Here is an 18,536-nt window from a genome sequence, read left to right as displayed (position 1 = left end):
TGTCCCGGCATCAGCTCACCATGGCACGGGCACGGATGCCATCCGACGGCAGACGACGGCAGACGACGAGACCGGACCGGGCGGCGGGCGCGCGCGGCCCGCGTCATCCGCCGCCCGTACGGGACTCCAGGTCGAGCCGCGTGTCGTTGCCGTAGACACCGTTCTCGTCGCCCCGGATGCCGTACCACAGCTGGAACCGGGCCACCGCGGCGGTCAGGTCCGCGTCGTAGCGGCCGCTGGTGGCGCCGTTGTCGTAGACGTTCGGGATGCGCAGCAGACGTTGCTGGAGGTCGGTCACCTCAGGGCCGGTGGCTCCTTCCCGGAGCGTGCCGGGGCCGTCGGGGTCGGTCGCGCCCGAGGCGGTCGGGGTGGGCGCGGCGGGCGCGGTCGCGGCCGGGCCGGGAGCCGGTGCGGCCCTCTCGTCACTGTCGCCGGGAAGCAGGAAGGCGCAGCCGAAGCCGACCAGGCCGGCCGCGGCGACGGCGGCCACGACGGTGGCGCGGCGCGGGCCCGGCCCTCGGCCGGAACGGTCCCCGCGCGCGGCGGGGCGCTCGTCGTCGAAGACGGGAGGCAGTTCCTGGGTCTGCGCCTCGGCTCCGCGCGGCGGCTTTGGCAGCGCCACCGGCTCGTAGTGGCCGCTGCTCTCCCGGTACTCCCTGATCAGCTCGGCGAGGGCGTCGGTGCGGCGAGGGCGCAGCACACGGATCGGTTCGATGGGCGGACCTTCGTGCGGCTGCCCCCGGTCGGGCGGTGTCGGCATGCTGCTCTCTCCTTCCGTCCCCTGCGCAGGGACCTCCGCCATCCCCCGGGGATTGATACGTGGCTGCCCCGCGGGAGGTTCAGTGGCCGCCTTCGGGGTTCACCGAGGGCACTCAGTTCCCCTTCGGCGCCGCACTGAGTGCCATGCGTCCCGGTCGGGTGCTACGTTCCCGTCCATGAGCTCCAGCAGCCCGGCGCCCCGTCGCGGCGAGAAGGCGCAGGCGGCGGCCGCGAAGCCGCCCATGCGGGACGCGCTCGTCGCGGCGGCCTTCCGCTTGTTCCTGGAGCGCGGATACGAGCAGACGACCGTCGACGACATCGTGGCGCTGGCGGGAGTGGGGCGGCGGTCGTTCTTCCGCTACTTCCCCTCGAAGGAGGACGTGGTCTTCCCCGACCACGAGCGGTGCCTGGCCGACATGACGGCCTTCCTGGCCGCCGGGAACGTCGCGGACGAACCCGTGGCGCGGGTCTGCGACGCGGCCCGGCTGGTGCTGCGGATGTACGCCGAGAACCCGACGTTCTCCGTGCAGCGCTACCGCCTCACCAAGAAGGTGCCCGGCCTGCGGGCGTACGAGCTGTCCGTGGTGTGGCGCTACGAGCGCGCCCTCGCCGAATACCTGCGGGCGCGGTTCGCGGGCCGGCGCGACGGGACCCTGGAGGCCGACGTGATCGCCGCGGCCGTCGTCGCGGCGCACAACAACGCGCTGCGTTCCTGGCTGCGTTCGGACGGTCAGGGCGACGCGAGCGCCACGGTGGACCACGCGCTCGGGTATGTGCGGTCCGCCTTCGGCGCGGCAGCGGCACGGCCCGGCGCCGAGCAACCCGAGGACGTGGTGGTCGTCGTCTCCCGGCGCGGGGCCCCGCTGTGGCGGGTCGTCCAGGAGATCGAGTCCACCCTGGGACGCGACTGACCCCTCAGAGGGCGACCCATCAAAGGGTACGGAGTGCCTTTACGCGTGGCACTCCGTGCCATACCCTGAGGCTGTGCACGGTGGCACGGCGAACCGGGCACGTCCGTGCACGGTGAATCCGCGCACGTGGGATTCCGGCCGAGCGCAGGGAGTTGACCAGCGTGTACCACCCCTCAGCAAGCGTGGCCCGTCAGACAGCCGGCTCCGCGACGGGCGTACTGGATTCCAGGAGCGGTTCCTGGAGCGATTCCCGGAACGATTCCAGGGGCCCGGACTCGGAGGCCTTTCTCTTCCAGCGCTGCACCTGGTGCGGCACCGCCATGTACCACCGGTTGCTGTGCCCGGTCTGCCAGGGCAGCGATCTGCGCACGGAGCCCAGCGCGGGCACGGGGACGGTCCGCCACTCCACGGTGGTGCATCGCAACACTCCCGCCGCGCGCAATGTGTCCCTGATAGAGATGGCGGAGGGCTTCGTCGTGCGCGGCCGGGTCATCGGCCCGCCGATCGGCATCCACAGCGGGGACCGGGTGCGGCTGTCCACCGCGAAGGACCCGGTCCGGGGCGAGCCGGTCTTCCAGCTGGTCGACGAGCCCTACCGCGCCTGGAGTTGACCGGCCGTCATCTCTGCTCAACTCCGGGCACGAGGTCCCTCACGCGCACCGGTCCCCCCGTCTCGAAGCACCGGTTCGCGGCGAGTCCGACCGCCAGCGCGAGAGCGCCGTCGCGTTCGGTGGCCGTCGGGTGGGTGCCGGCCCCGGTGTCCGACGGCTCCCCTGCCGCCACGGGTCCGAAGAGCGCGTCGAGCATGCGCGGGTCGCCGCCGCCGTGGGCCTCGTGCGCGGTCACGAGCGGGACGTCGACCGGGGGCTGCCACAGCGGACGCAGCGTGAGGCGTGCTCCGCCCGCGTGCTCGGCGGCCGTGTCGCCGTGCAGCGCGCCGCGGTCCGAGGTGATCCGGATCCGGGGCGGCTGCCAGCGGCTCTCCTCGACCTCCAGCTCCAGCCGGCCGGCGCTGCCGTTGAACATCACCCGGTAGCCCTCCCACGGGGAGTAGGCGGTGAGGTGATACGTCATCGTCGCGCCCCGCAGGTAGCGGACGAGGACCGCCATGTCGTCCTCGATGGTGACGGGGCCGTCGAAGACGTTGCGGTCGCGGACGTAGCCGTCGTCCGCTTCGGCGTCCAGGTAGAGGGCGCGCAGGGTGTCGTCGGCCGCGAGGTCCAGGGCGAAGGGGTCGTCGGCGGCCGGGGCGGCGCCGTGGGCGCGGTCGTAGTCCCGGCGCAGGCCGTGGCGTTCGCCCGCCGCACGGCCGTAGAAGCCGAGCCGTCCATAGCCGAAGACCTCCTGGGGTGCGTCGGCGAGCCACCAGTTGACCAGGTCGAAGTGATGGCTCGACTTGTGCACCATGAGGCCGCCGCTGCGCTCTTTCTCCCGGTGCCAGCGGCGGAAGTAGTCCGCGCCGTGCCGGACGTCCAGCAGCCACTCGAAGTGCACCGACAACACCTCGCCGATCGCGCCGTCGGCGAGCAGCGCCCGGACCTTCTCGTGCACGGGGTTGAAGCGGTAGTTGAAGGCGACGGTCAGGGAGTTGCCGGTGTCGCGGACCGTGTCGAGGATGCGGGCGCAGCGGCCGGCGTCGACGGTCATGGGCTTCTCGGTGACCACCCGGCAGCCGGCCTTCAGCGCCGGGACGATGTAGCGGTCGTGCTCCGCGTCGACGGTGGTGACGACGACCTCGTCGATGTCCTCCTTGACCAGCATGTCGGCGAAGCGTTCGGGCTCCCACTGGGTGGCGGCGCTTTCGCCGGCCGCGGCCAGCAGCCGGTTGTGGAAGGCCATCCGGGTCGGGCTGGGGTCGCAGAGGGCGGCGACGAGGTGGCCGGGGCGCTCGGCGAGGCCGCGGGTGAAGGTCTGGGCGCGGTGGCCGGTGCCGACGACGGCTGCGCGGTGGCGGGGAGTTCGGCTCATGGTGGGGCCTTTCCCGCCGTACGGTGTGCCAGTCCTGCGCGCCGCCCACTGGCTTGATCGCATCGCTCGGCCCCGGTCGGCTCCCCCGCACAGACAACCCACAGGCACCTCTCACCCTCCTCTGTGACGCGAGAGGCCCCCGGGACCGACGGGGCGCCTGCGCTCGGGGGTTTGGAGTTGCTGCCGCTGGAGTGCGTTCAGAGGTATCCAGGTGAGCGGGAGTGAGCGTGGGTGGTCCGTGTCGTGTCGCGTACTCCGGCCGTGGTGTCGGTTTCAGTAAGGAACTGACGTTCTCTCATCGAATGCGTGACCTTCATGGGCGGCGCTCGTTTCCCATGGCGACGGGATCTTCGGGCGGGGGTGGCGGGGTGGGTGAGCTGAGGAGCGTGGCACTGCCCTTCGTCGCGCCCGTGCCGTCTGGTGTGGCCCTCCGCGCCCGCCTCAAGCAGCTGACGCCGAACGACGGGAAAGTGCTGCGCCTGGTCGGCGCGCATCTGGGGTCGCTGGCCTCGAAGGACCTCAAGGCCCGTTGCCGGGACGGTCTGGAACACTCGGCTGAGGCGTGGACGGTGCGTAAGCGGGAGCTGACGCCGCTCGCGTCGGCTCGCTGGGCGGGCAGCATCACCAAGGCCACGCACGACCAGTGGGCGCTGGCCCGCCGCTGCCAGCTGGCGCACATCCAGAACCTGGAAGCGGGCGTCCGCACCATCGAGCAGCGGCTGTCCCAGCCGGTCGGGCAGAAGGGGACCAAGCAGGCCCCGGGCGGTTACCGGTCGCGGCGGGAATGGCATGCGAAGTCCCGGCGGCTGCGGGTGCTGGAGGACCGGCTGGCCGCCGCGCGGGCCGACCGCGAGGCCGGGGTCGTGCACGTCGTACGCGGCGGCAAGCGCCTGGCCCGCACCCGCCACCACCTGGACGCCGCCGGACTCACGGAGTCCGCGTGGCGTGGATGCTGGGAGGCGGAGCGCTGGTTCCTGGCCGCTGATGGTGAGTCGGGCAAGCGGTACGGCAACGAGACGATCCGCGTCAGCCCCGACGGCGAGGCGAGCATCAAACTCCCCGGACCGCTCGCGTATCTGGCCAACGCCCCGCACGGCCGCTACGTCCTCGCGAGCAGGGTCGCGTTCGCGCACCGGGGTGAGGAGTGGGCCGACCGCGTCGCGGCCAACCGGGCGATCGCCTACCGCATCCACCTGGATACGGGCCGGGACCGCTGGTACCTGACCGCCTCCTGGCAGCTCCCGCCCACCCCCACCCTCCCCATCGAGGCCGCCCTCGCCCACGGCGTGATCGGCGTCGACATGAACGCCGACCACCTGGCCGCCTGGCGCTTGGACGTCCACGGCAACCCGACCGGCCATCCCCGCCGCTTCTTCTACGACCTGTCCGGCACCGCCGAGCACCGTGACGCCCAGGTCCGGCACGCCCTGACCCGTCTGCTGCACTGGGCCCGCGCCCGCGGCGTCAAGGCGATCGCGGTGGAGGACCTGGACTTCGCCGCGGACAAGACCCGGGAGAAGCACGGCCGCAAAAAGCGTTTCCGGCAGCTGGTCTCCGGCATGCCCACCGGGAAGCTCCGTGCCCGGCTGGCCTCGATGGCCGACGCCACGGGTATCGCGGTCATCGCGGTGGACCCGGCCTACACCAGCCGCTGGGGCGCCCAGCACTGGCAGAAGCCCCTCACCAGCATGACCCGTAAGACCACTCGCCACGATGCTGCCGCCGTGGCGATCGGAAGGCGCGCTCAGGGACACCCGATCCGGCGACGGACGGCACCGCCCCCACACGACCGGAGTGATCGTGCGGGGCATCGGACCGTCCAGGCCGGACCAGGGGTCCCTGAGCGTGAGGGAACCCGCCCCCGCATCCCCGGACCACGGACACGATCCGTGCGCGCCGGACGCGGAGCGAACGCGGGCAACCAGAACGCCCAACACCGTTCGGGACGTTCGGCCGAGCATGAGACCTGGCGACAGGACTCACTCCCGCTCAGTCCCTAGGAACGGTTTGAGGAGAGGACCATTGAGCAGAGCCCGGCGAATAGGCGTGACCGCCGTGGCCGTGCTGGCAGCCCTGGCGGGGTCGCCCGGACTGGCACAGGCCCAACAACGGCCCCAGGCCCGGCCGTTCAGTGCCGTGACCGCCGACAGCGGGCTTCGGCCGGGGTGGCGGATCACCGGGGAGGGCGCCGCGCGTGAGCTGGTCTGGCGCGCGCCCGAGCGCCTGCCCATGGGGGACGCGCACGTCGAGTTCCATGCCGAGGGCCGGCTTCCTCGGGGTGCCGGCGGCCGGGAAGGACGGCCGGACGTTCCGGCTGGACCTCGGTGAAACCCGCGCGGAGCGGCTGACGGACCTTCAAGCACTCGCCGGTGGGCGCCGGTTGGACGCCCCGGGGGATGCGACCGGCAAGCCCCGCCATCGCGACTCCCTCGCCGTCGCCCAGCCGCCGGCCCCGCTGCCCGCGGCGAGTGTCGACCCCGGGAAGCCGGGCTCGTACCGCACGGTCAGCGGCGAGTACGACCTCGACCCGGTGAGCCTGCCCGGATTCCCCGCCCTGGTCGAGATGCGTGCCGAGGTGGTGGCCCCGAAGGGCGCCACCGGCGCATCCAGCTCCTCGACGAGGAAGGTGAGCCGCAGGAGGGCGGGCCGGCGCTGACCGGCACGGTGCTGGACGGGTCGTAGTCCCAGTGGGGCGGGCCGCTCGGCCCGCCCCCGCATGTCCGTCAGGCCGAGGGCGTCAGGCGGATGCCGACGGTCCCGTGCAGTCCCCGCCTCAGCCTGCTGCCGAACAGGCTGAGGCGGCCGACGACGCCGTACTTGCGGGCGATCTGCTGGCGGTAGCGGTTGGTGGTGGCCGCATCGCGGATCTCGGCGGTGGCCGGGATCTGGTCGCCGGTCGGGTTGCCGCGCGCGTCGCAGGGGCCGACCAGCACGTCGGCGCGCGCCCGGATCCGCTTCACCTTCCAGGAGTCGGCGACCGTCCACACGCCCAGTGCGTCGCCGTCGGGCACCACCCACACCGGGGTGGCGACTCCGGTGCCGTTCTTCCGATAGCTGGTGATCAACAGATACTTGCCCGCGGCCAGCCGCTCCAGCGACGTGTCGTCCATGGCGGGCAGTCTAGACACCCGCCGATGCCGGGGCGCGGGGGCGTCCCGGCGTTGGTCATCGAAGCGCCGCCGCCATCCGCCGTACCCCTTCCTCGATGATCTCCGGCGACGTCGCCAGGTTCAGGCGTACGTGCCCCGCGCCCCCGGTGCCGAAGGGGAGCCCGGAGTTGACCGCCACGCGGCCGCGGTGCAGGAAGGCGTCCGCCGGGTCGTCGCCGAGGGCGAGTGCGCGGCAGTCGAGCCAGGCGAGGTAGGTGGCCTCGCCGGGGCGGTGGACGACAGCGGGCAGGTGTTCGGCCAGCAGGTCGGTGAGCAGCCGTCGGTTGCCGTCGAGGCCGGCGAGCAGGGCGTCCAGCCAGGCGGTGCCCTCGCGCAGGGCGGCGGTGTGGGCGATCACGCCGAGGTGACTGGGCCCGTGGCCGACCTCTTCGGGCATGCGGGCGAGGTCGGCGGCGGCCCCGGGCCCCGCGATCGCGAGCGCGGCCTTGAGTCCCGCCAGGTTCCACGCCTTGGACGCCGACATCAGCGACAGACCGTCCTCGCCGCCGGGCACGCTCAGGTACGGCACGAAGTCGACCCCGGCCGCGACGAGCGGTGCGTGGATCTCGTCGGCGACCACGCGCACGCCGTGCCGGTCGGCGAGGGCGGCGACGGCGGTCAGTTCGGCGGCGGTGTGCACGGCGCCGGTCGGGTTGTGCGGGCTGCACAGCAGGTAGGCGGCCCGGCGACCGTCCGCCACGGCCCGCCGGAAGGTTTCTTCCAGGATGCCGAGGTCGATGCGCCCGTCCGCACCCAGCGGGGCCTCGACCACCTGCCGGTCCATGTGGTCCACGAACTGGAAGAACGGCGGATACACGGGAGGGTTCACGACGACCGGATCGCCGGGCCCCGTGACCAGTTTGATCATCTCGACGACGCCCAGCATCACGTCGGGCACGATCGCGGTGCGGTCCACCGCGAGCCCGTCCCAGCCCCACCGCTTGTCGGCGAAGGCGGCGAGCGCCTCGGCGTACGCGGTGCCGGCGGGGTAGCCGGTGTCCCCGAGCGCGAGCGCGTCCGTGACCGCGCGGACCACGGGCTCGGCGAGCGGTACGTCCATCTCGGCCACCCACAACGGCAGGACGTCGTCGGGGTAGGTGCGCCACTTCATGCTCGTACGGCGTCGCAGGCGGTCGAGGGTGAGCGCGCGCAGGGGATTCGGTTCACCGGGCCGTTCGTGCGGGATCCTGGTCATGGGCACAAGATAAGGGGGCCGTGGGGTGACCTGGAATCGTGAGGACGGGGTGCGGGGAGCGGAGCCGGTGATGGCCGACGGGCTCCTGGAGGTCGCCTGCGACGAGTCGGGGTCGGACGGCGAGAACCTCACGGCGGGGAACACCGATGTCTTCGCGCACGCGAGTGTGCGGCTGCCGATGGGGTCCGCCGCCGGGTTCGTGCAGGAGATCCGGGACCGGATTCGCTCGCCCGCCGAGGAGTACAAGGCGAACCATCTCCTGCGGGAGAAGCACCGCGCGGTGCTGGAATGGCTGCTCGCGCCCGCGGGGCCGATCCACGGACACGCCCAGGTGCAGCTCACCGAGAAGACGTTCTTCGTGGTGGACCGGGCGGTCGCCCTGCTGCTCGGCGCCGGATCGGAGGGTTCGTCGCAGGCCGCCCTGCTGTTCCGGGAGGGACGGCGGACCTTCGGGGACGAGCGGTGGCGGGAGTTCCTCACGGCAGCCAACCAACTGCTGCGGGTCAGGAACGACGCGGAGCCCGAGGCGCCCGCGGACACGTTCTTCCGTGCGGTGGACACCCTGTCTCGCGCCTCTTCCGGTACGGACGTGTCGGGCGTCCTCGACCGGCTCGCGGCGGCCCGTCCCCTCGCCGACGCCTATCGGGCGCGCCTCGGCGAGGGACCGCCGCTGATTCCGGTCCTCAATCCCCTGCTGCCCGCCATCGTCGCCACGGCGGCGTACTGGAGCGCGGGCGGACGGCCCGTCCGGCTGGTCCACGACCGGCAGAACATGCTGACGCCGGACCGCATCGCCTGGATCGAGGAGACCGCCCGGCGGGCCGGGGTGGGCCTCGGCGGGCTGCGGCTGGTGGCCGCGCGGCAGGACCCGCGGGTGCAACTCGCCGACTTCCTCGCCGGGATCGCCCGCAAGATCGCCTCGGACGAGCTGAACGAACACGGCGATCCGGCACTCACCGCCTCACTGCGCCCCTACGTCGGCACGGCGTCCGTGTGGGGAGACGAGCGCAGCTGGGCCCGGCTGGGCCCCGCGCCGGACGGCACGGCGGCCGGCTCCGCCGTCCGGACCGCCGGTTGACGCAGGTCCGACAAGGGCCTGTCCTCCGGTCGAGGCCCGCCGCCGGAAGGAGACCGCCTGCACCGTGAACGCTCCCGCCCTCACCCACGTATGGAAGGAGGGCCCTCAACTACCGGAGGCCCTCGCGGTGTTCACCGTGTGTTCGGGTTCGGGAGCCATGCATGAGGCACGCACGACGACGGGTCGTCCGGCGAGTTACGCGGCTGGCGGCCGTCGGCGGACTCCTCCTGGGAGGGACGATGGTCACACGCGCCATGGCCAGCGAACCTCCCGACACCACCGCCGTTCCAGGCACGTACGCAGATGCCTCGGACATGGGCGCGTCTCTCGCCTCGCGGCTCGGGTCCTCCCGTACGGCGGGCTCGTGGGTCGGCTCCGACGGCCGGCCGGTGGTCGCGGTGATGGACGAGGACACGGCCGCCGAGGTCCGGCGTGCGGGCGCCAGGGCGAAGGTCGTGTCGCACAGCATGAACGAGCTCAAGTCGGCGGCCTCGACGCTCCGTTCGGCGCCCCGGGTGGCGGGTACGGCGTGGGCCATGGACTACCGGACCAACCGGATCGTGGTGCGGGGGGACAGCACCGTGTCGTCCGCCGACTGGTCCCGGATGACACAGGTCGCGCACGGCATCGGCGGCTTCGTCCGGATGGAGCGCACCGAGGGCACCTTCACGACGCGGATCAACGGGGCGCAGCCGATCCTGTCGACCGCCGGACGCTGCTCGGCGGGCTTCAACGTGAGCGACGGGAAGAGCGACTTCATCCTCACGGCCGGCCACTGCGGTCCCACCGGTTCGGTCTGGTTCGGGGACGACGGGGGCAACCGGCAGGTGGGCAGGACGACCACGCAGAGCTTCCCCGGCAACGACTTCTCCCTGGTGCAGTACGACGGCGGCAAGGCGGGCGAGGGCGCCGGCGTCGTGGCCATCGGGGACGGCAAGGGAGTGCAGATCACCGGCGCGGCCGATCCGAAGGTCGGCCAGCGGGTGTTCCGCAGCGGCAGCACGAGCGGGCTCCGCGAAGGCGAGGTGACGGCGCTGGACGCGACGGTGAACTATCCCGAGGGCACCGTCAGTGGTCTGATCGAGACGAACGTGTGCGCCGAGCCCGGGGACAGCGGCGGGCCGATGTTCTCCGACGGGATCGCGCTCGGGGTGACCTCGGGCGGCAGCGGCGACTGCACGAGCGGCGGTACGACGTTCTTCCAGCCGGTGACGAAGGCGCTGTCCGACCTGAACGTCAAGTTGATCGTGTCGGCGCCGCAGGCCGGCGGCGCGGCCTCGCCGGCCCCGTCCGCCTCCGCCACGCAGAGCGAGATCGCCCCCGGTGCGACCACGCCCGGGGCCTCGGCTCCGGTGGCGGGCGGTGCGCAGGGGCAGCCGCTGCTGGCCCGGATCACGGACCCCGAGAACGTCGGCCCCGGGCTGCTGGTCATCGCGGGCAGCCTGGTCGCGTTGGTGGCCACCCGGTACATCCGCGCGGAACAGGACCGCAAGGCGTACCGGCGCTACTACTCGGCCACATGGGGTTGATCCCGCGCCGGGGCGGTCCTTCACCCGGGCCTTCACTCGACGCTTCACCCGGCCCTTCACCCGCCCCTTCACCCGATGCTGAGCAGTACGGTGGCCGCCGCCGCGCCCAGCAGGCCCGCCGTCTGTCTCGGGGTGACCTTCTCGTGCAGCAGTGCGAGCCCGAGGACCACGGGGAGAGCCGGGTAGAGGGAGGCGAGCACCACGGCGACGGCCAGCAACTGCCGCTGGGCGGCGAGCAGATACAGGACGAGTCCGAGGGCGGCACCGGCCCCGACCAGGAGCGCCTGGGCGCACTGTCCCGGCGGCATCCTCAGGCGCTCGGTGTGGCGCGCCGCGCCCGGCAGCAGCACGAGGACGGCGGCGACGCGGCCCGCCGCCACCGGCCACAGTCCGCTCGACGGGCCGGCCTGGGCGAGCGCGATGTACTGCACGGCGACCCCCGCACTGGCCAGCAGTCCGTCCGCCGTCCCCCTGCCGGGGCTCGCGCCGCCGCCGGAGACGAGCCAGAGCGCGGGCCCGGTGATCGCGATGCCGGCCCAGGCCAGAGGCGTGGGCCGGTCGCCCAGGAGTACCCCGCACAGCACGGACAGCGCGACGCCGGTGACCGCGCTGACGGGGACCACCACGCTCATCGACCCACGGCTCAGTCCGCGGTTGAGGAAGTGCATGGCGATGCCGCTGCCGACGCCGGAGAGCGCACCCCAGGCGAGATCGGCCGGGCGGACGGTATCGGCGGGCAGGAGGAGACCGGCCAGGCAGGCGAGCAGCAGCCCGCCCAGCTGGCCGAGGAAGGAGACGGCGGCGAAGTGCGCTCGGCGCGACAGCAGGCCACCGAGGTAGTCGACGATGCCGTAGCAGACCGCCGAGGCCAGAGCGAGGAGGGGACCCATCCGGTCAGGGGTGCCCCGGCTGGGTGGTCCGATGCCCGGGCCGGGCGGCCTCGGACTGTGGTCAGGCCGCCTGTGCGGGCTGCGGGGCTGCGGCGGACCACTCCAGGACGAGTCGCTGGTACTCCTCGCGCTGCTCGCCGTTCAGTGTCCCGCCCGACCGGTGCCACAGGGCCCGGATCTCCTCGTTGACCTCGTCAGCCGATCGTTCGGCGGCGGGTTCAACAGTGGTGGACATGATGTGAAGCATACGGCGGTGCAGGTGAAGGCCACGTGAGTAATCACGAGCTATCCCGGCATTTCGGACAGTGTTGCTGATCACGTCCATCTGCCCAGGCCGGCCTGGGAGTTCGGGCTCCGCCGCGCTCGCGGGATTCACGCCTCCACCGCCCCGAGCACCAGCACCTGAATGGCCAGTACGGCGGCGCCGCGGGCCCAGTCGTGAAAGTCGGACACCTTGGTCTCCAGGTCGACCGGGGAGGCCAGCGGATGGCGCTGGACCCGGATGGTGTCCTCCACCACCTTGCCCGCCACGTCCATCAGGCCGACCCCCTCCCCGGCGAGCAGGATCTTCTGCGGCATGGCGAAATTGGCGATCTGGGCGACCAGGGTGCCGAGGGCGCGCGCGGCCTCGTCGATGACACGGGCGGGCATGGGCTCCGCGGCGGTGGCCAGGGCGAGGATCTCCTCGTAGGTGTGGTCGCGGCCGGTGGCGGCGTGCACCTGGTAGCGGATGTTGGGGATGGTGAGCAGCGACACGGCGCTGCCGCGTTCGCCCTCGGGGGTGAGCGGGCCGTTGGGGGCGACGATCCAGTGTCGGCCGAACCCGCGGTCCTCCTCGGCGTACGGCACCCGCTTGCCGCCCAGGACCAGGCCGTAGCCGATGCCGGCGCCGATGGTGAGGACGACGAAGCGGTCCAGGCCGCGGCCGGCGCCGAACCAGCTCTCGGCCTCGATGAGGGCGGCGACGTCGTTCTCGACGACCACCGGCAGCCCGGTGCGCTCCTCGACGAGGGCGGCCAGCGGTACGTCCCGCCACCGCAGGAACGGCGACTCCCCCACCACGGACCGGTCCTGCACCAGACCGCCGACTCCGATGCCGACCCCGGCGATCCGGGGGTGCGCGCGAGTGAGCTCCTCGGTCATCTCGGCCACCAGGTCGGCGACTTCGGCCGGGGCGTGGGTGGTGAGCGGGCGGTCGTAGCGGGCGACGATGTCGCTTCTCAAGGTCGTGACGACGCCGTAGACCATGTCCTCGGTGATCTTGAAGCCGAGGAAGGAGCGGGACTCGGCGACGACGTCGAGGGGCTGCGAGGGGCGTCCCTGCCTGGCCTCGGCCGGGGAGCCCGCCTCGGGGACCTCGATCAGCAGGCCCGACTCGATCAACGGCTTGGTCAGCCGGGTGAGGCTGCCCGCGGACAGGTCCAGCCGGCGGGCGAGCTCGGAGCGCGACAGCGGTCCGTGGACGAGCACCTCGATCGCCACCGAGCGTTCGCCCGGGCTCAGCGGAAGCCAGCTGGCGGCACCTGCGGTCATGAAGGTCGAACCCCCAAGATTTCTTTCGCCATAAAAGTAACATGGCCACTCTAAGACGTTTTGCATGTCTGGAAAAGATGTTTGCACGCCCCTTGACGACAGGATTCTTCCGCCCCAAAAGTAAGTGGCCGAGGACGAGCCGCCGCAGACGAGGGAGTCTCCCGATGACCATCGCCTCCAGCAGCCCTCCGTCGCGTCTGCCACTGAGTGGCGCGGAGAGGGCCGGGACCAAGCCGAGGAAGAGGGCGCGAGCCCGTGAGAACCAGGGCGACGGCCGCCTCGCGGCGGTGTTCATCGCGCCGGCCCTGCTGGGCTTCCTGGTCTTCCTGCTCTGGCCGACGCTGCGAGGCATCTACCTGAGCTTCACCCGCTTCAACCTGCTCACCCCGGCGGAGTGGGTGGGCCTCGACAACTACGTGCGGATGGTCCAGGACCCGATCTTCTGGGACTCGCTCGCGGTCACCGTCGAGTACGTGGCCATCAACATCGGGGTGCAGACGGTCTCGGCCCTCGCCATCGCGGTGCTGCTCCAGCGGCTGACGCAGTCGGCGTGGCTGCGCGGGATCGTGCTCACGCCGTATCTGATGTCGAACGTCGTCGCGGGTCTGGTCTGGCTGTGGATCCTGGACAACCAGCTCGGCATAGGCAACGAGATCATCGCCGGGCTCGGCTTCGACCGCATCCCGTTCCTCGCCGACGAGACCTGGGCGATCCCGACGATCGCGCTGATCAACGTGTGGCGGCACGTCGGCTACACCGCGCTGCTGCTGTTCGCCGGTCTTCAGGCCATCCCGGGCGACATGTACGAGGCGGCCAAGGTGGACGGCGCGAGCGAGTGGCGCATGTTCTGGCGCATCACCATGCCGCTGCTGCGGCCGGTGCTGGCGGTCGTGTTGATCATGACGGTGATCGGTTCGTTCCAGGTGTTCGACACGGTCGCCGTGACGACCGCGGGCGGTCCGGCGAACGCCACCAACGTGCTCCAGTACTACATCTACGGCGCCGCCTTCGGCCGCTTCCAGTTCGGCTACGCGTCCGCGATGTCCGTGGCCCTGCTCGTGGTCCTGAGCGCGATCACCATCCTCCAGTACCGGCTCACCCGGGCCGGCCAGTCCGACCTCGGCTGAACGGAAGGAGTCGACATGGCCACTGTGACCGCACCCACGACACGGACACGCGTACGTCCCCTCAGGCGCCGGCCCTCCTTCGGGCGGGTCATGGCCTGGGCGGCGATGACCGCGATCGTGCTCGTCACCCTGCTGCCGTTCTTCTGGATCCTGCGCACCGCGCTGTCCTCGAACGCCGGCCTGAACGCCCACCCGACCGATCCGCTGCCGGTCGATCTCACCGACACCGGCTTCGCCCGGGCCCTCGGCCTCCAGTCCACCAAGGAGGCGATCGCGGAGGGCGGCGCGGGCGGCGGACTGAAGTTCTGGCGCTATCTGCTCAACTCGGTGGCGGTCTCGACGATGGTCACCGGCTGCCAGATCTTCTTCTCCGCCATGGCCGCCTACGCCTTCGCGCGGCTGCGCTGGCGCGGCCGGGACAAGGTCTTCGGCCTCTTCCTCGCCGGGCTGATGGTGCCGACCATCTTCACCCTGCTGCCGAACTTCGTCCTCATCAAGCAACTCGGCCTGGTGGACACCCTGCTCGGGATCTCCCTGCCGACGATGTTCATGACGCCGTTCGCGGTGTTCTTCCTGCGGCAGTTCTTCATGAACATCCCGAAGGAGGTCGAGGAGGCGGCCCTGCTCGACGGCGCCGGCAAGGTGCGGATCTTCTTCCGGGTGCTGCTGCCGATGGCGTCCACGCCGGTGCTGACGCTGGCCGTGCTGACGTACATCACGTCCTGGAACGACTACTTCTGGCCGCTGATGGTGTCGTACAGCGACAGCTCGCGCGTGCTCACCGTCGCCCTGGCCATCTTCCGGGCGCAGACTCCGGCCTCGGGCGTCGACTGGTCGGGGCTCACGGCGGCGACGCTCATCGCGGCCCTGCCGATGCTGGTGCTCTTCGGGGTCTTCGCACGCCGCATCGTCGGCTCCATCAGCTTCACCGGAATCAAGTAGGGGACTGAGATGCGTATTCGTATGCGTACGGTCGGGGCACTGACCGGAGCGCTGGCGCTGTCCCTGGTGAGCGGATGCGCCCAGGGCGGCGGCACCGGGGCGTCGGCGAACACGGTGACGTACTGGCTGTGGGACGCCAACCAGCTGCCCGCCTACCAGGCGTGCGCCAAGGGCTTCGAGCGGCGGAACCCGGGCCTGAAGGTCAAGATCACCCAGCTGGGCTGGGACGACTACTGGACCAAGCTCACCGCGAGCTTCATCGCCGGCACCGAGCCGGACGTGTTCACGGACCACATCCAGAAGTTCGGCCAGTTCGCCGACCTGAAGGTGCTGGAGCCGCTCGACGACCTGGGCATCAAAGATGCCGGCTACCAGCCCGGCCTCGCCGCCAACTGGATGGGCCAGGACGGCCATCGCTACGGCGCCCCGAAGGACTGGGACACCGTCGCCCTCTTCTACAACCGGAAGCTGGCGCAGGACGCGGGCCTGACCGCCGAGCAGTTGAACAGCCTCTCCTGGAACCCGAAGGACGGCGGCACCTTCGAGAAGGCCGTCGCGCACCTCACCGTCGACGACAAGGGCAGGCGGGGCGACGAGCCCGGCTTCGACAAGAACCACGTCAAGGTGTACGGCCTGGCCACCAACGGCGGCGGTGACGGCGACGGCCAGACCCAGTGGAGCACCTTCGCCGCCTCCGCCGGCTGGAGCTACACCGACAAGAAGCGGTGGGGCACGAAGTACCAGTACGACAGCAAGACCTTCCAGTCGGTCGTCAAGTGGTACTTCGGACTGGCGAAGAAGGGCTACATGGCGCCCTTCACCGACTACAACATCCAGTCCAACCAGGCCAACACGCAGGTCGCTGCGGGCAAGGCGGCAGCCGCGTTCGACGGGGCGTGGATGATCTCGACGTACGACGGTTTCAAGGGCCTCGACATCGGTACGGCCGTCACCCCGGTCGGTCCCACTGGCAAGCGCGCCACGATGATGAACGGTCTCGCCGACTCCATCACCAAGAACGCCCACAACAAGGCGGGCGCGAAGAAGTGGGTCACGTACCTGGCGTCGAACGAGTGCCAGAAGACGGTGGGCGGTTACGGCATCGTCTTCCCGGCCACGCCCGACGGCACGAAGGCGGCCGTCGCCGCCTACCGGAAGAAGGACATCGACGTCACGGCCTTCACCGAGCCGGTCGCCGACAAGAAGGACTTCACCACCTTCTCCTTCCCGATCACCAACTACTCGGCGGACATGTACGCGTTGATGCACCCGGCCATGCAGGACATCTACGGCAACGGCAAGTCCGTGAGCAGCCTCGACCAGACCAACAGCCAGATCAACCTCATCCTCTCCCAGTGAAGGACACGCGTTTCATGACGTTCTCCCTCGGCATCGTCGGCGCCGGGCAGTTCTCGGGCCAGTTCGCCAAGCTGTTCCTGGCCCATCCCGGCGTCAGTGACCTGTACGTCACCGACCTGCTGCCCGAACGGGCCGAGCAACTGGCCGCCGCCGAAGGCCTGACGGGCACCTTCCCGTCGTACGAGGCAATGCTGGAGTCGCCCGCCGTCGACGCGGTCGCGATCTTCACCCAGCGCTGGACACACGGCCCGCTGGTCCTCCAGGGCCTGAACGCGGGCAAGCACGTGTACTCCGCCGTCCCCATGGCGATCACCGCCGAGGAGATCGCGGCGATCATCGACGCGGTCAAGGCGACCGGGCTGACGTACATGATGGGCGAGACCAGCCAGTACAACCCGGCGACCGTGCACGCCCGCAACCAGATAGCGGAGGGTGCCTTCGGGCGGATCTTCTACGCCGAGGGCGACTACGTCCACGACATGGATCTCGGGTTCTACGAGGCGTACCAGTACAGCGGCGGCGAGAACTGGAAGGCGACCGCCAGCTATCCCCCGCTGCTGTATCCGACGCACGCGGTGGGCGGGGTGCTGGGCGCCTGGCAGACGCACGCGGTCAGCGTCTCCGCGATCGGGGTGGTCGACGACCGCGGCGACGGGGTCTTCGACAAGGAGGTCAGCCAGTTCGGCAACGACGTCTCCAACGCGACCGCGCTGTTCGAGGTGGCGGGCGGCGGGTCGTTCCGGACCAATGAGTTCCGGCGGGTCGGCTACCCCTCGCACATCAGGGAGTCCCGCTTCCGGTTCTTCGGAACGGAAGCGAGCATGGAGCAGCTCGCCACCGTGGCCCTGTGGCAGGACAAGAACGGGGTGAAGGACATCAGCGAGCTGCTGGAGCCCAAGCCCACGATGTCCCCTGACGATCCGTCACTCCAGCACATCGCGCCGGATCTTCGGGCCGCCTTCACCTCCGGTTCGGCGCCGGTGCACGACCGGGCGCGGCTGCCGCGGGAGTTCGACAACCTGCACAACGGCCACGAGGGCAGCCACCACTTCCTGGTGGACGACTTCGTGACCGCCGTCAACACGCGGACGCTGCCGTCCGTGAACGCGTGGATGGCCGCCCGCTACACCCTGCCGGGCATCGTCGCGCACGACTCCGCGCGGCAGGGCGGGGCCAGGCTGGAGATCCCGGACTTCGGGGACGCGCCCCAGTAGCGGTGCGCGGGCCGGGCGCCTGTGTATCAGGTGCCCGGCTTGCGGCCGTACACGAAGACGTCGTCGCCGTTCTTCAGCAGCGACCAGTACTTCTTGGCGGTGGTCGTGGTCATGTTGACGCAGCCGTGCGAGCCCGGCGGGTTCCACATGCTGAGGCCGACCGAGTGGAAGGCCTGGCCGCCGTCGAAGAACTGGCTGTAGGGCATCGGCACGTCGTAGATGCTGGAGACGTGGTCGATGTGCCGCCAGTAGATCTTCTTCAGGCCGGTGCGGGTCTCGTAGCCGTCGCGGCCGGTGCGGACCGGGACGGGACCGTAGACGAGCTTGCTGCCGTCCTGGATCCAGCTCAGCTGGAGGGTGAGGTTCACGCAGGCGATGCGGCCCTTGTTGGTCGGGCACTTGCCGGCCTTGTTGGGGTTGGTGCCGACGGCCTTCTGCTTGTTCATCAGGTCCATCACGCCCCAGGTGATGGGGCCCGCGTAGCCGATGTTCGGCGTGATGCCGTGCTTGGTCTGGAAGGCCTGGGTCGCCTTGCAGTCGGCGGCGGACTGCTTGCCGTCGACCGGCCGGCCGAGGAACTTCTCCACCTGCTTCTGGTAGGGGCCGGTCTGTGTGGTGCAACTCGCGGCCTGCGCGGGCGCGGCGCCCAGCGCGAGCGTGAGCGGTACCACCAGTCCGGTGATCCCGAGTACGACGGCTCCCCGTCTGCGTATGTCCCCCATGGCGGGCATTCTCCTCATGTCGAACGGTCGCGTGCGGTCTGCCAGCTAGACCGGTGTCCGGAGGCATCGGTTGTAGCGCCGGTCGCACTGCGACGAAACGGTGACAATCCGCGCCGCGCGGCCGACCGGTCCAGTCGTCCTCGATTGGACCGGGCCCCGG

At 71.1% G+C, this 18,536-nt stretch carries 16 protein-coding genes and 2 pseudogenes; 10 read left to right on the top strand and 8 right to left on the bottom strand.

Features of this window, described 5'->3' with window-relative positions; all coding sequences use genetic code 11:
- Positions 1 to 103: 103 nt before the first annotated feature.
- Positions 104 to 760, bottom strand: a complete 657-nt coding sequence (locus AB0I77_RS25540; protein ID WP_363284996.1) for a peptidoglycan-binding domain-containing protein — start codon at positions 758 to 760, stop codon at positions 104 to 106.
- A gap of 175 nt (positions 761 to 935) precedes the next feature.
- Here AB0I77_RS25540 and AB0I77_RS25535 point away from each other — a divergent pair, with 175 nt between their 5' ends.
- Positions 936 to 1,670, top strand: a complete 735-nt coding sequence (locus tag AB0I77_RS25535) for a TetR family transcriptional regulator (RefSeq protein WP_363284995.1) — start codon at positions 936 to 938, stop codon at positions 1,668 to 1,670.
- Positions 1,671 to 1,831: 161 nt separating this feature from the next.
- Positions 1,832 to 2,281, top strand: coding sequence for an OB-fold domain-containing protein (locus tag AB0I77_RS25530; protein WP_363284994.1), 450 nt, complete (start codon positions 1,832 to 1,834; stop codon positions 2,279 to 2,281).
- A gap of 7 nt (positions 2,282 to 2,288) precedes the next feature.
- Here AB0I77_RS25530 and AB0I77_RS25525 read toward each other — a convergent pair whose 3' ends face one another.
- Positions 2,289 to 3,638: a Gfo/Idh/MocA family oxidoreductase gene (locus AB0I77_RS25525; RefSeq protein ID WP_363284993.1), complete on the bottom strand. Its 1,350-nt coding sequence runs from the start codon at positions 3,636 to 3,638 to the stop codon at positions 2,289 to 2,291.
- A 368-nt stretch (positions 3,639 to 4,006) separates the two neighbouring features.
- Between AB0I77_RS25525 and AB0I77_RS25520 the strand changes: the two are divergent.
- Together AB0I77_RS25520 and AB0I77_RS25515 are read left to right on the top strand one after the other, a co-directional pair.
- Positions 4,007 to 5,638 (top strand): annotated as a pseudogene (locus AB0I77_RS25520) (IS200/IS605 family accessory protein TnpB-related protein).
- 22 nt (positions 5,639 to 5,660) lie between these two features.
- Positions 5,661 to 6,240 (top strand): annotated as a pseudogene (locus AB0I77_RS25515) (hypothetical protein); the annotation flags it as partial.
- Positions 6,241 to 6,361: 121 nt separating this feature from the next.
- Here the strand turns inward: AB0I77_RS25515 and AB0I77_RS25510 are convergent.
- The gene (locus AB0I77_RS25510) at positions 6,362 to 6,748 is read right to left on the bottom strand and encodes a PPOX class F420-dependent oxidoreductase (RefSeq protein ID WP_363284992.1); all 387 of its coding nucleotides are present in this window, start codon (positions 6,746 to 6,748) and stop codon (positions 6,362 to 6,364) included.
- Between the two features lie 55 nt (positions 6,749 to 6,803).
- Positions 6,804 to 7,982, bottom strand: a complete 1,179-nt coding sequence (locus tag AB0I77_RS25505) for an aminotransferase class I/II-fold pyridoxal phosphate-dependent enzyme (protein WP_363284991.1) — start codon at positions 7,980 to 7,982, stop codon at positions 6,804 to 6,806.
- 25 nt (positions 7,983 to 8,007) lie between these two features.
- On the opposite strand from AB0I77_RS25505, the gene AB0I77_RS25500 reads away from it, so the two are divergent.
- Positions 8,008 to 9,060: a hypothetical protein gene (locus AB0I77_RS25500; RefSeq protein WP_363284990.1), complete on the top strand. Its 1,053-nt coding sequence runs from the start codon at positions 8,008 to 8,010 to the stop codon at positions 9,058 to 9,060.
- A gap of 161 nt (positions 9,061 to 9,221) precedes the next feature.
- Complete coding sequence (locus tag AB0I77_RS25495) at positions 9,222 to 10,589, top strand: S1 family peptidase (RefSeq protein WP_363284989.1); 1,368 nt, start codon at positions 9,222 to 9,224, stop codon at positions 10,587 to 10,589.
- 68 nt (positions 10,590 to 10,657) lie between these two features.
- Here AB0I77_RS25495 and AB0I77_RS25490 read toward each other — a convergent pair whose 3' ends face one another.
- From AB0I77_RS25490 to AB0I77_RS25480, 3 genes are all read right to left on the bottom strand, one after another.
- Positions 10,658 to 11,479, bottom strand: coding sequence for an EamA family transporter (locus AB0I77_RS25490; protein WP_363284988.1), 822 nt, complete (start codon positions 11,477 to 11,479; stop codon positions 10,658 to 10,660).
- A gap of 61 nt (positions 11,480 to 11,540) precedes the next feature.
- A complete protein-coding gene (locus tag AB0I77_RS25485; protein WP_363284987.1) occupies positions 11,541 to 11,726 on the bottom strand; it encodes a hypothetical protein in 186 nt (61 codons plus the stop codon).
- Between the two features lie 125 nt (positions 11,727 to 11,851).
- Entirely contained in the window at positions 11,852 to 13,012 is a 1,161-nt protein-coding gene (locus tag AB0I77_RS25480; protein WP_363284986.1) for an ROK family transcriptional regulator, read from the bottom strand.
- A gap of 164 nt (positions 13,013 to 13,176) precedes the next feature.
- On the opposite strand from AB0I77_RS25480, the gene AB0I77_RS25475 reads away from it, so the two are divergent.
- From AB0I77_RS25475 to AB0I77_RS25460, 4 genes are read left to right on the top strand one after another with little or no spacing between them, the layout of a single operon-like run.
- The gene (locus AB0I77_RS25475; protein ID WP_363284985.1) at positions 13,177 to 14,139 is read left to right on the top strand and encodes a sugar ABC transporter permease; all 963 of its coding nucleotides are present in this window, start codon (positions 13,177 to 13,179) and stop codon (positions 14,137 to 14,139) included.
- A 15-nt stretch (positions 14,140 to 14,154) separates the two neighbouring features.
- Positions 14,155 to 15,081 carry a carbohydrate ABC transporter permease gene (locus tag AB0I77_RS25470; RefSeq protein ID WP_363284984.1) on the top strand — a complete coding sequence of 309 codons (927 nt, stop codon included), beginning with the start codon at positions 14,155 to 14,157 and terminating at the stop codon, positions 15,079 to 15,081.
- A gap of 15 nt (positions 15,082 to 15,096) precedes the next feature.
- A complete protein-coding gene (locus tag AB0I77_RS25465; RefSeq protein ID WP_363285179.1) occupies positions 15,097 to 16,440 on the top strand; it encodes a sugar ABC transporter substrate-binding protein in 1,344 nt (447 codons plus the stop codon).
- A gap of 14 nt (positions 16,441 to 16,454) precedes the next feature.
- A complete protein-coding gene (locus AB0I77_RS25460) occupies positions 16,455 to 17,654 on the top strand; it encodes a Gfo/Idh/MocA family oxidoreductase (protein WP_363284983.1) in 1,200 nt (399 codons plus the stop codon).
- 26 nt (positions 17,655 to 17,680) lie between these two features.
- On the opposite strand, the gene AB0I77_RS25455 is transcribed toward AB0I77_RS25460, so the two are convergent.
- Entirely contained in the window at positions 17,681 to 18,376 is a 696-nt protein-coding gene (locus AB0I77_RS25455) for a L,D-transpeptidase (RefSeq protein ID WP_363284982.1), read from the bottom strand.
- Between the last annotated feature and the right edge of the window lie 160 nt (positions 18,377 to 18,536).

It is taken from the genome of Streptomyces sp. NPDC050619 (assembly GCF_040654815.1).
GTDB lineage: Bacteria > Actinomycetota > Actinomycetes > Streptomycetales > Streptomycetaceae > Streptomyces.
Note: the sequence above shows the minus strand (reverse complement) of the source record. Positions and strands in the feature narration are given on the sequence as shown.

Excerpts from the sequence above, each read along its gene's own strand:
- AB0I77_RS25540 (WP_363284996.1), bottom strand. The coding sequence starts at position 760 with ATGCCGACACCGCCCGACCGGGGGCAGCCGCACGAAGGTCCGCCCATC.
- AB0I77_RS25535 (WP_363284995.1), top strand. The coding sequence starts at position 936 with ATGAGCTCCAGCAGCCCGGCGCCCCGTCGCGGCGAGAAGGCGCAGGCG.
- AB0I77_RS25525 (WP_363284993.1), bottom strand. The coding sequence starts at position 3,638 with ATGAGCCGAACTCCCCGCCACCGCGCAGCCGTCGTCGGCACCGGCCAC.
- AB0I77_RS25510 (WP_363284992.1), bottom strand. The coding sequence starts at position 6,748 with ATGGACGACACGTCGCTGGAGCGGCTGGCCGCGGGCAAGTATCTGTTG.
- AB0I77_RS25505 (WP_363284991.1), bottom strand. The coding sequence starts at position 7,982 with ATGACCAGGATCCCGCACGAACGGCCCGGTGAACCGAATCCCCTGCGC.
- AB0I77_RS25495 (WP_363284989.1), top strand. The coding sequence starts at position 9,222 with ATGAGGCACGCACGACGACGGGTCGTCCGGCGAGTTACGCGGCTGGCG.
- AB0I77_RS25490 (WP_363284988.1), bottom strand. The coding sequence starts at position 11,479 with ATGGGTCCCCTCCTCGCTCTGGCCTCGGCGGTCTGCTACGGCATCGTC.
- AB0I77_RS25485 (WP_363284987.1), bottom strand. The coding sequence starts at position 11,726 with ATGCTTCACATCATGTCCACCACTGTTGAACCCGCCGCCGAACGATCG.
- AB0I77_RS25480 (WP_363284986.1), bottom strand. The coding sequence starts at position 13,012 with ATGACCGCAGGTGCCGCCAGCTGGCTTCCGCTGAGCCCGGGCGAACGC.
- AB0I77_RS25475 (WP_363284985.1), top strand. The coding sequence starts at position 13,177 with ATGACCATCGCCTCCAGCAGCCCTCCGTCGCGTCTGCCACTGAGTGGC.
- AB0I77_RS25470 (WP_363284984.1), top strand. The coding sequence starts at position 14,155 with ATGGCCACTGTGACCGCACCCACGACACGGACACGCGTACGTCCCCTC.
- AB0I77_RS25460 (WP_363284983.1), top strand. The coding sequence starts at position 16,455 with ATGACGTTCTCCCTCGGCATCGTCGGCGCCGGGCAGTTCTCGGGCCAG.
- AB0I77_RS25455 (WP_363284982.1), bottom strand. The coding sequence starts at position 18,376 with ATGGGGGACATACGCAGACGGGGAGCCGTCGTACTCGGGATCACCGGA.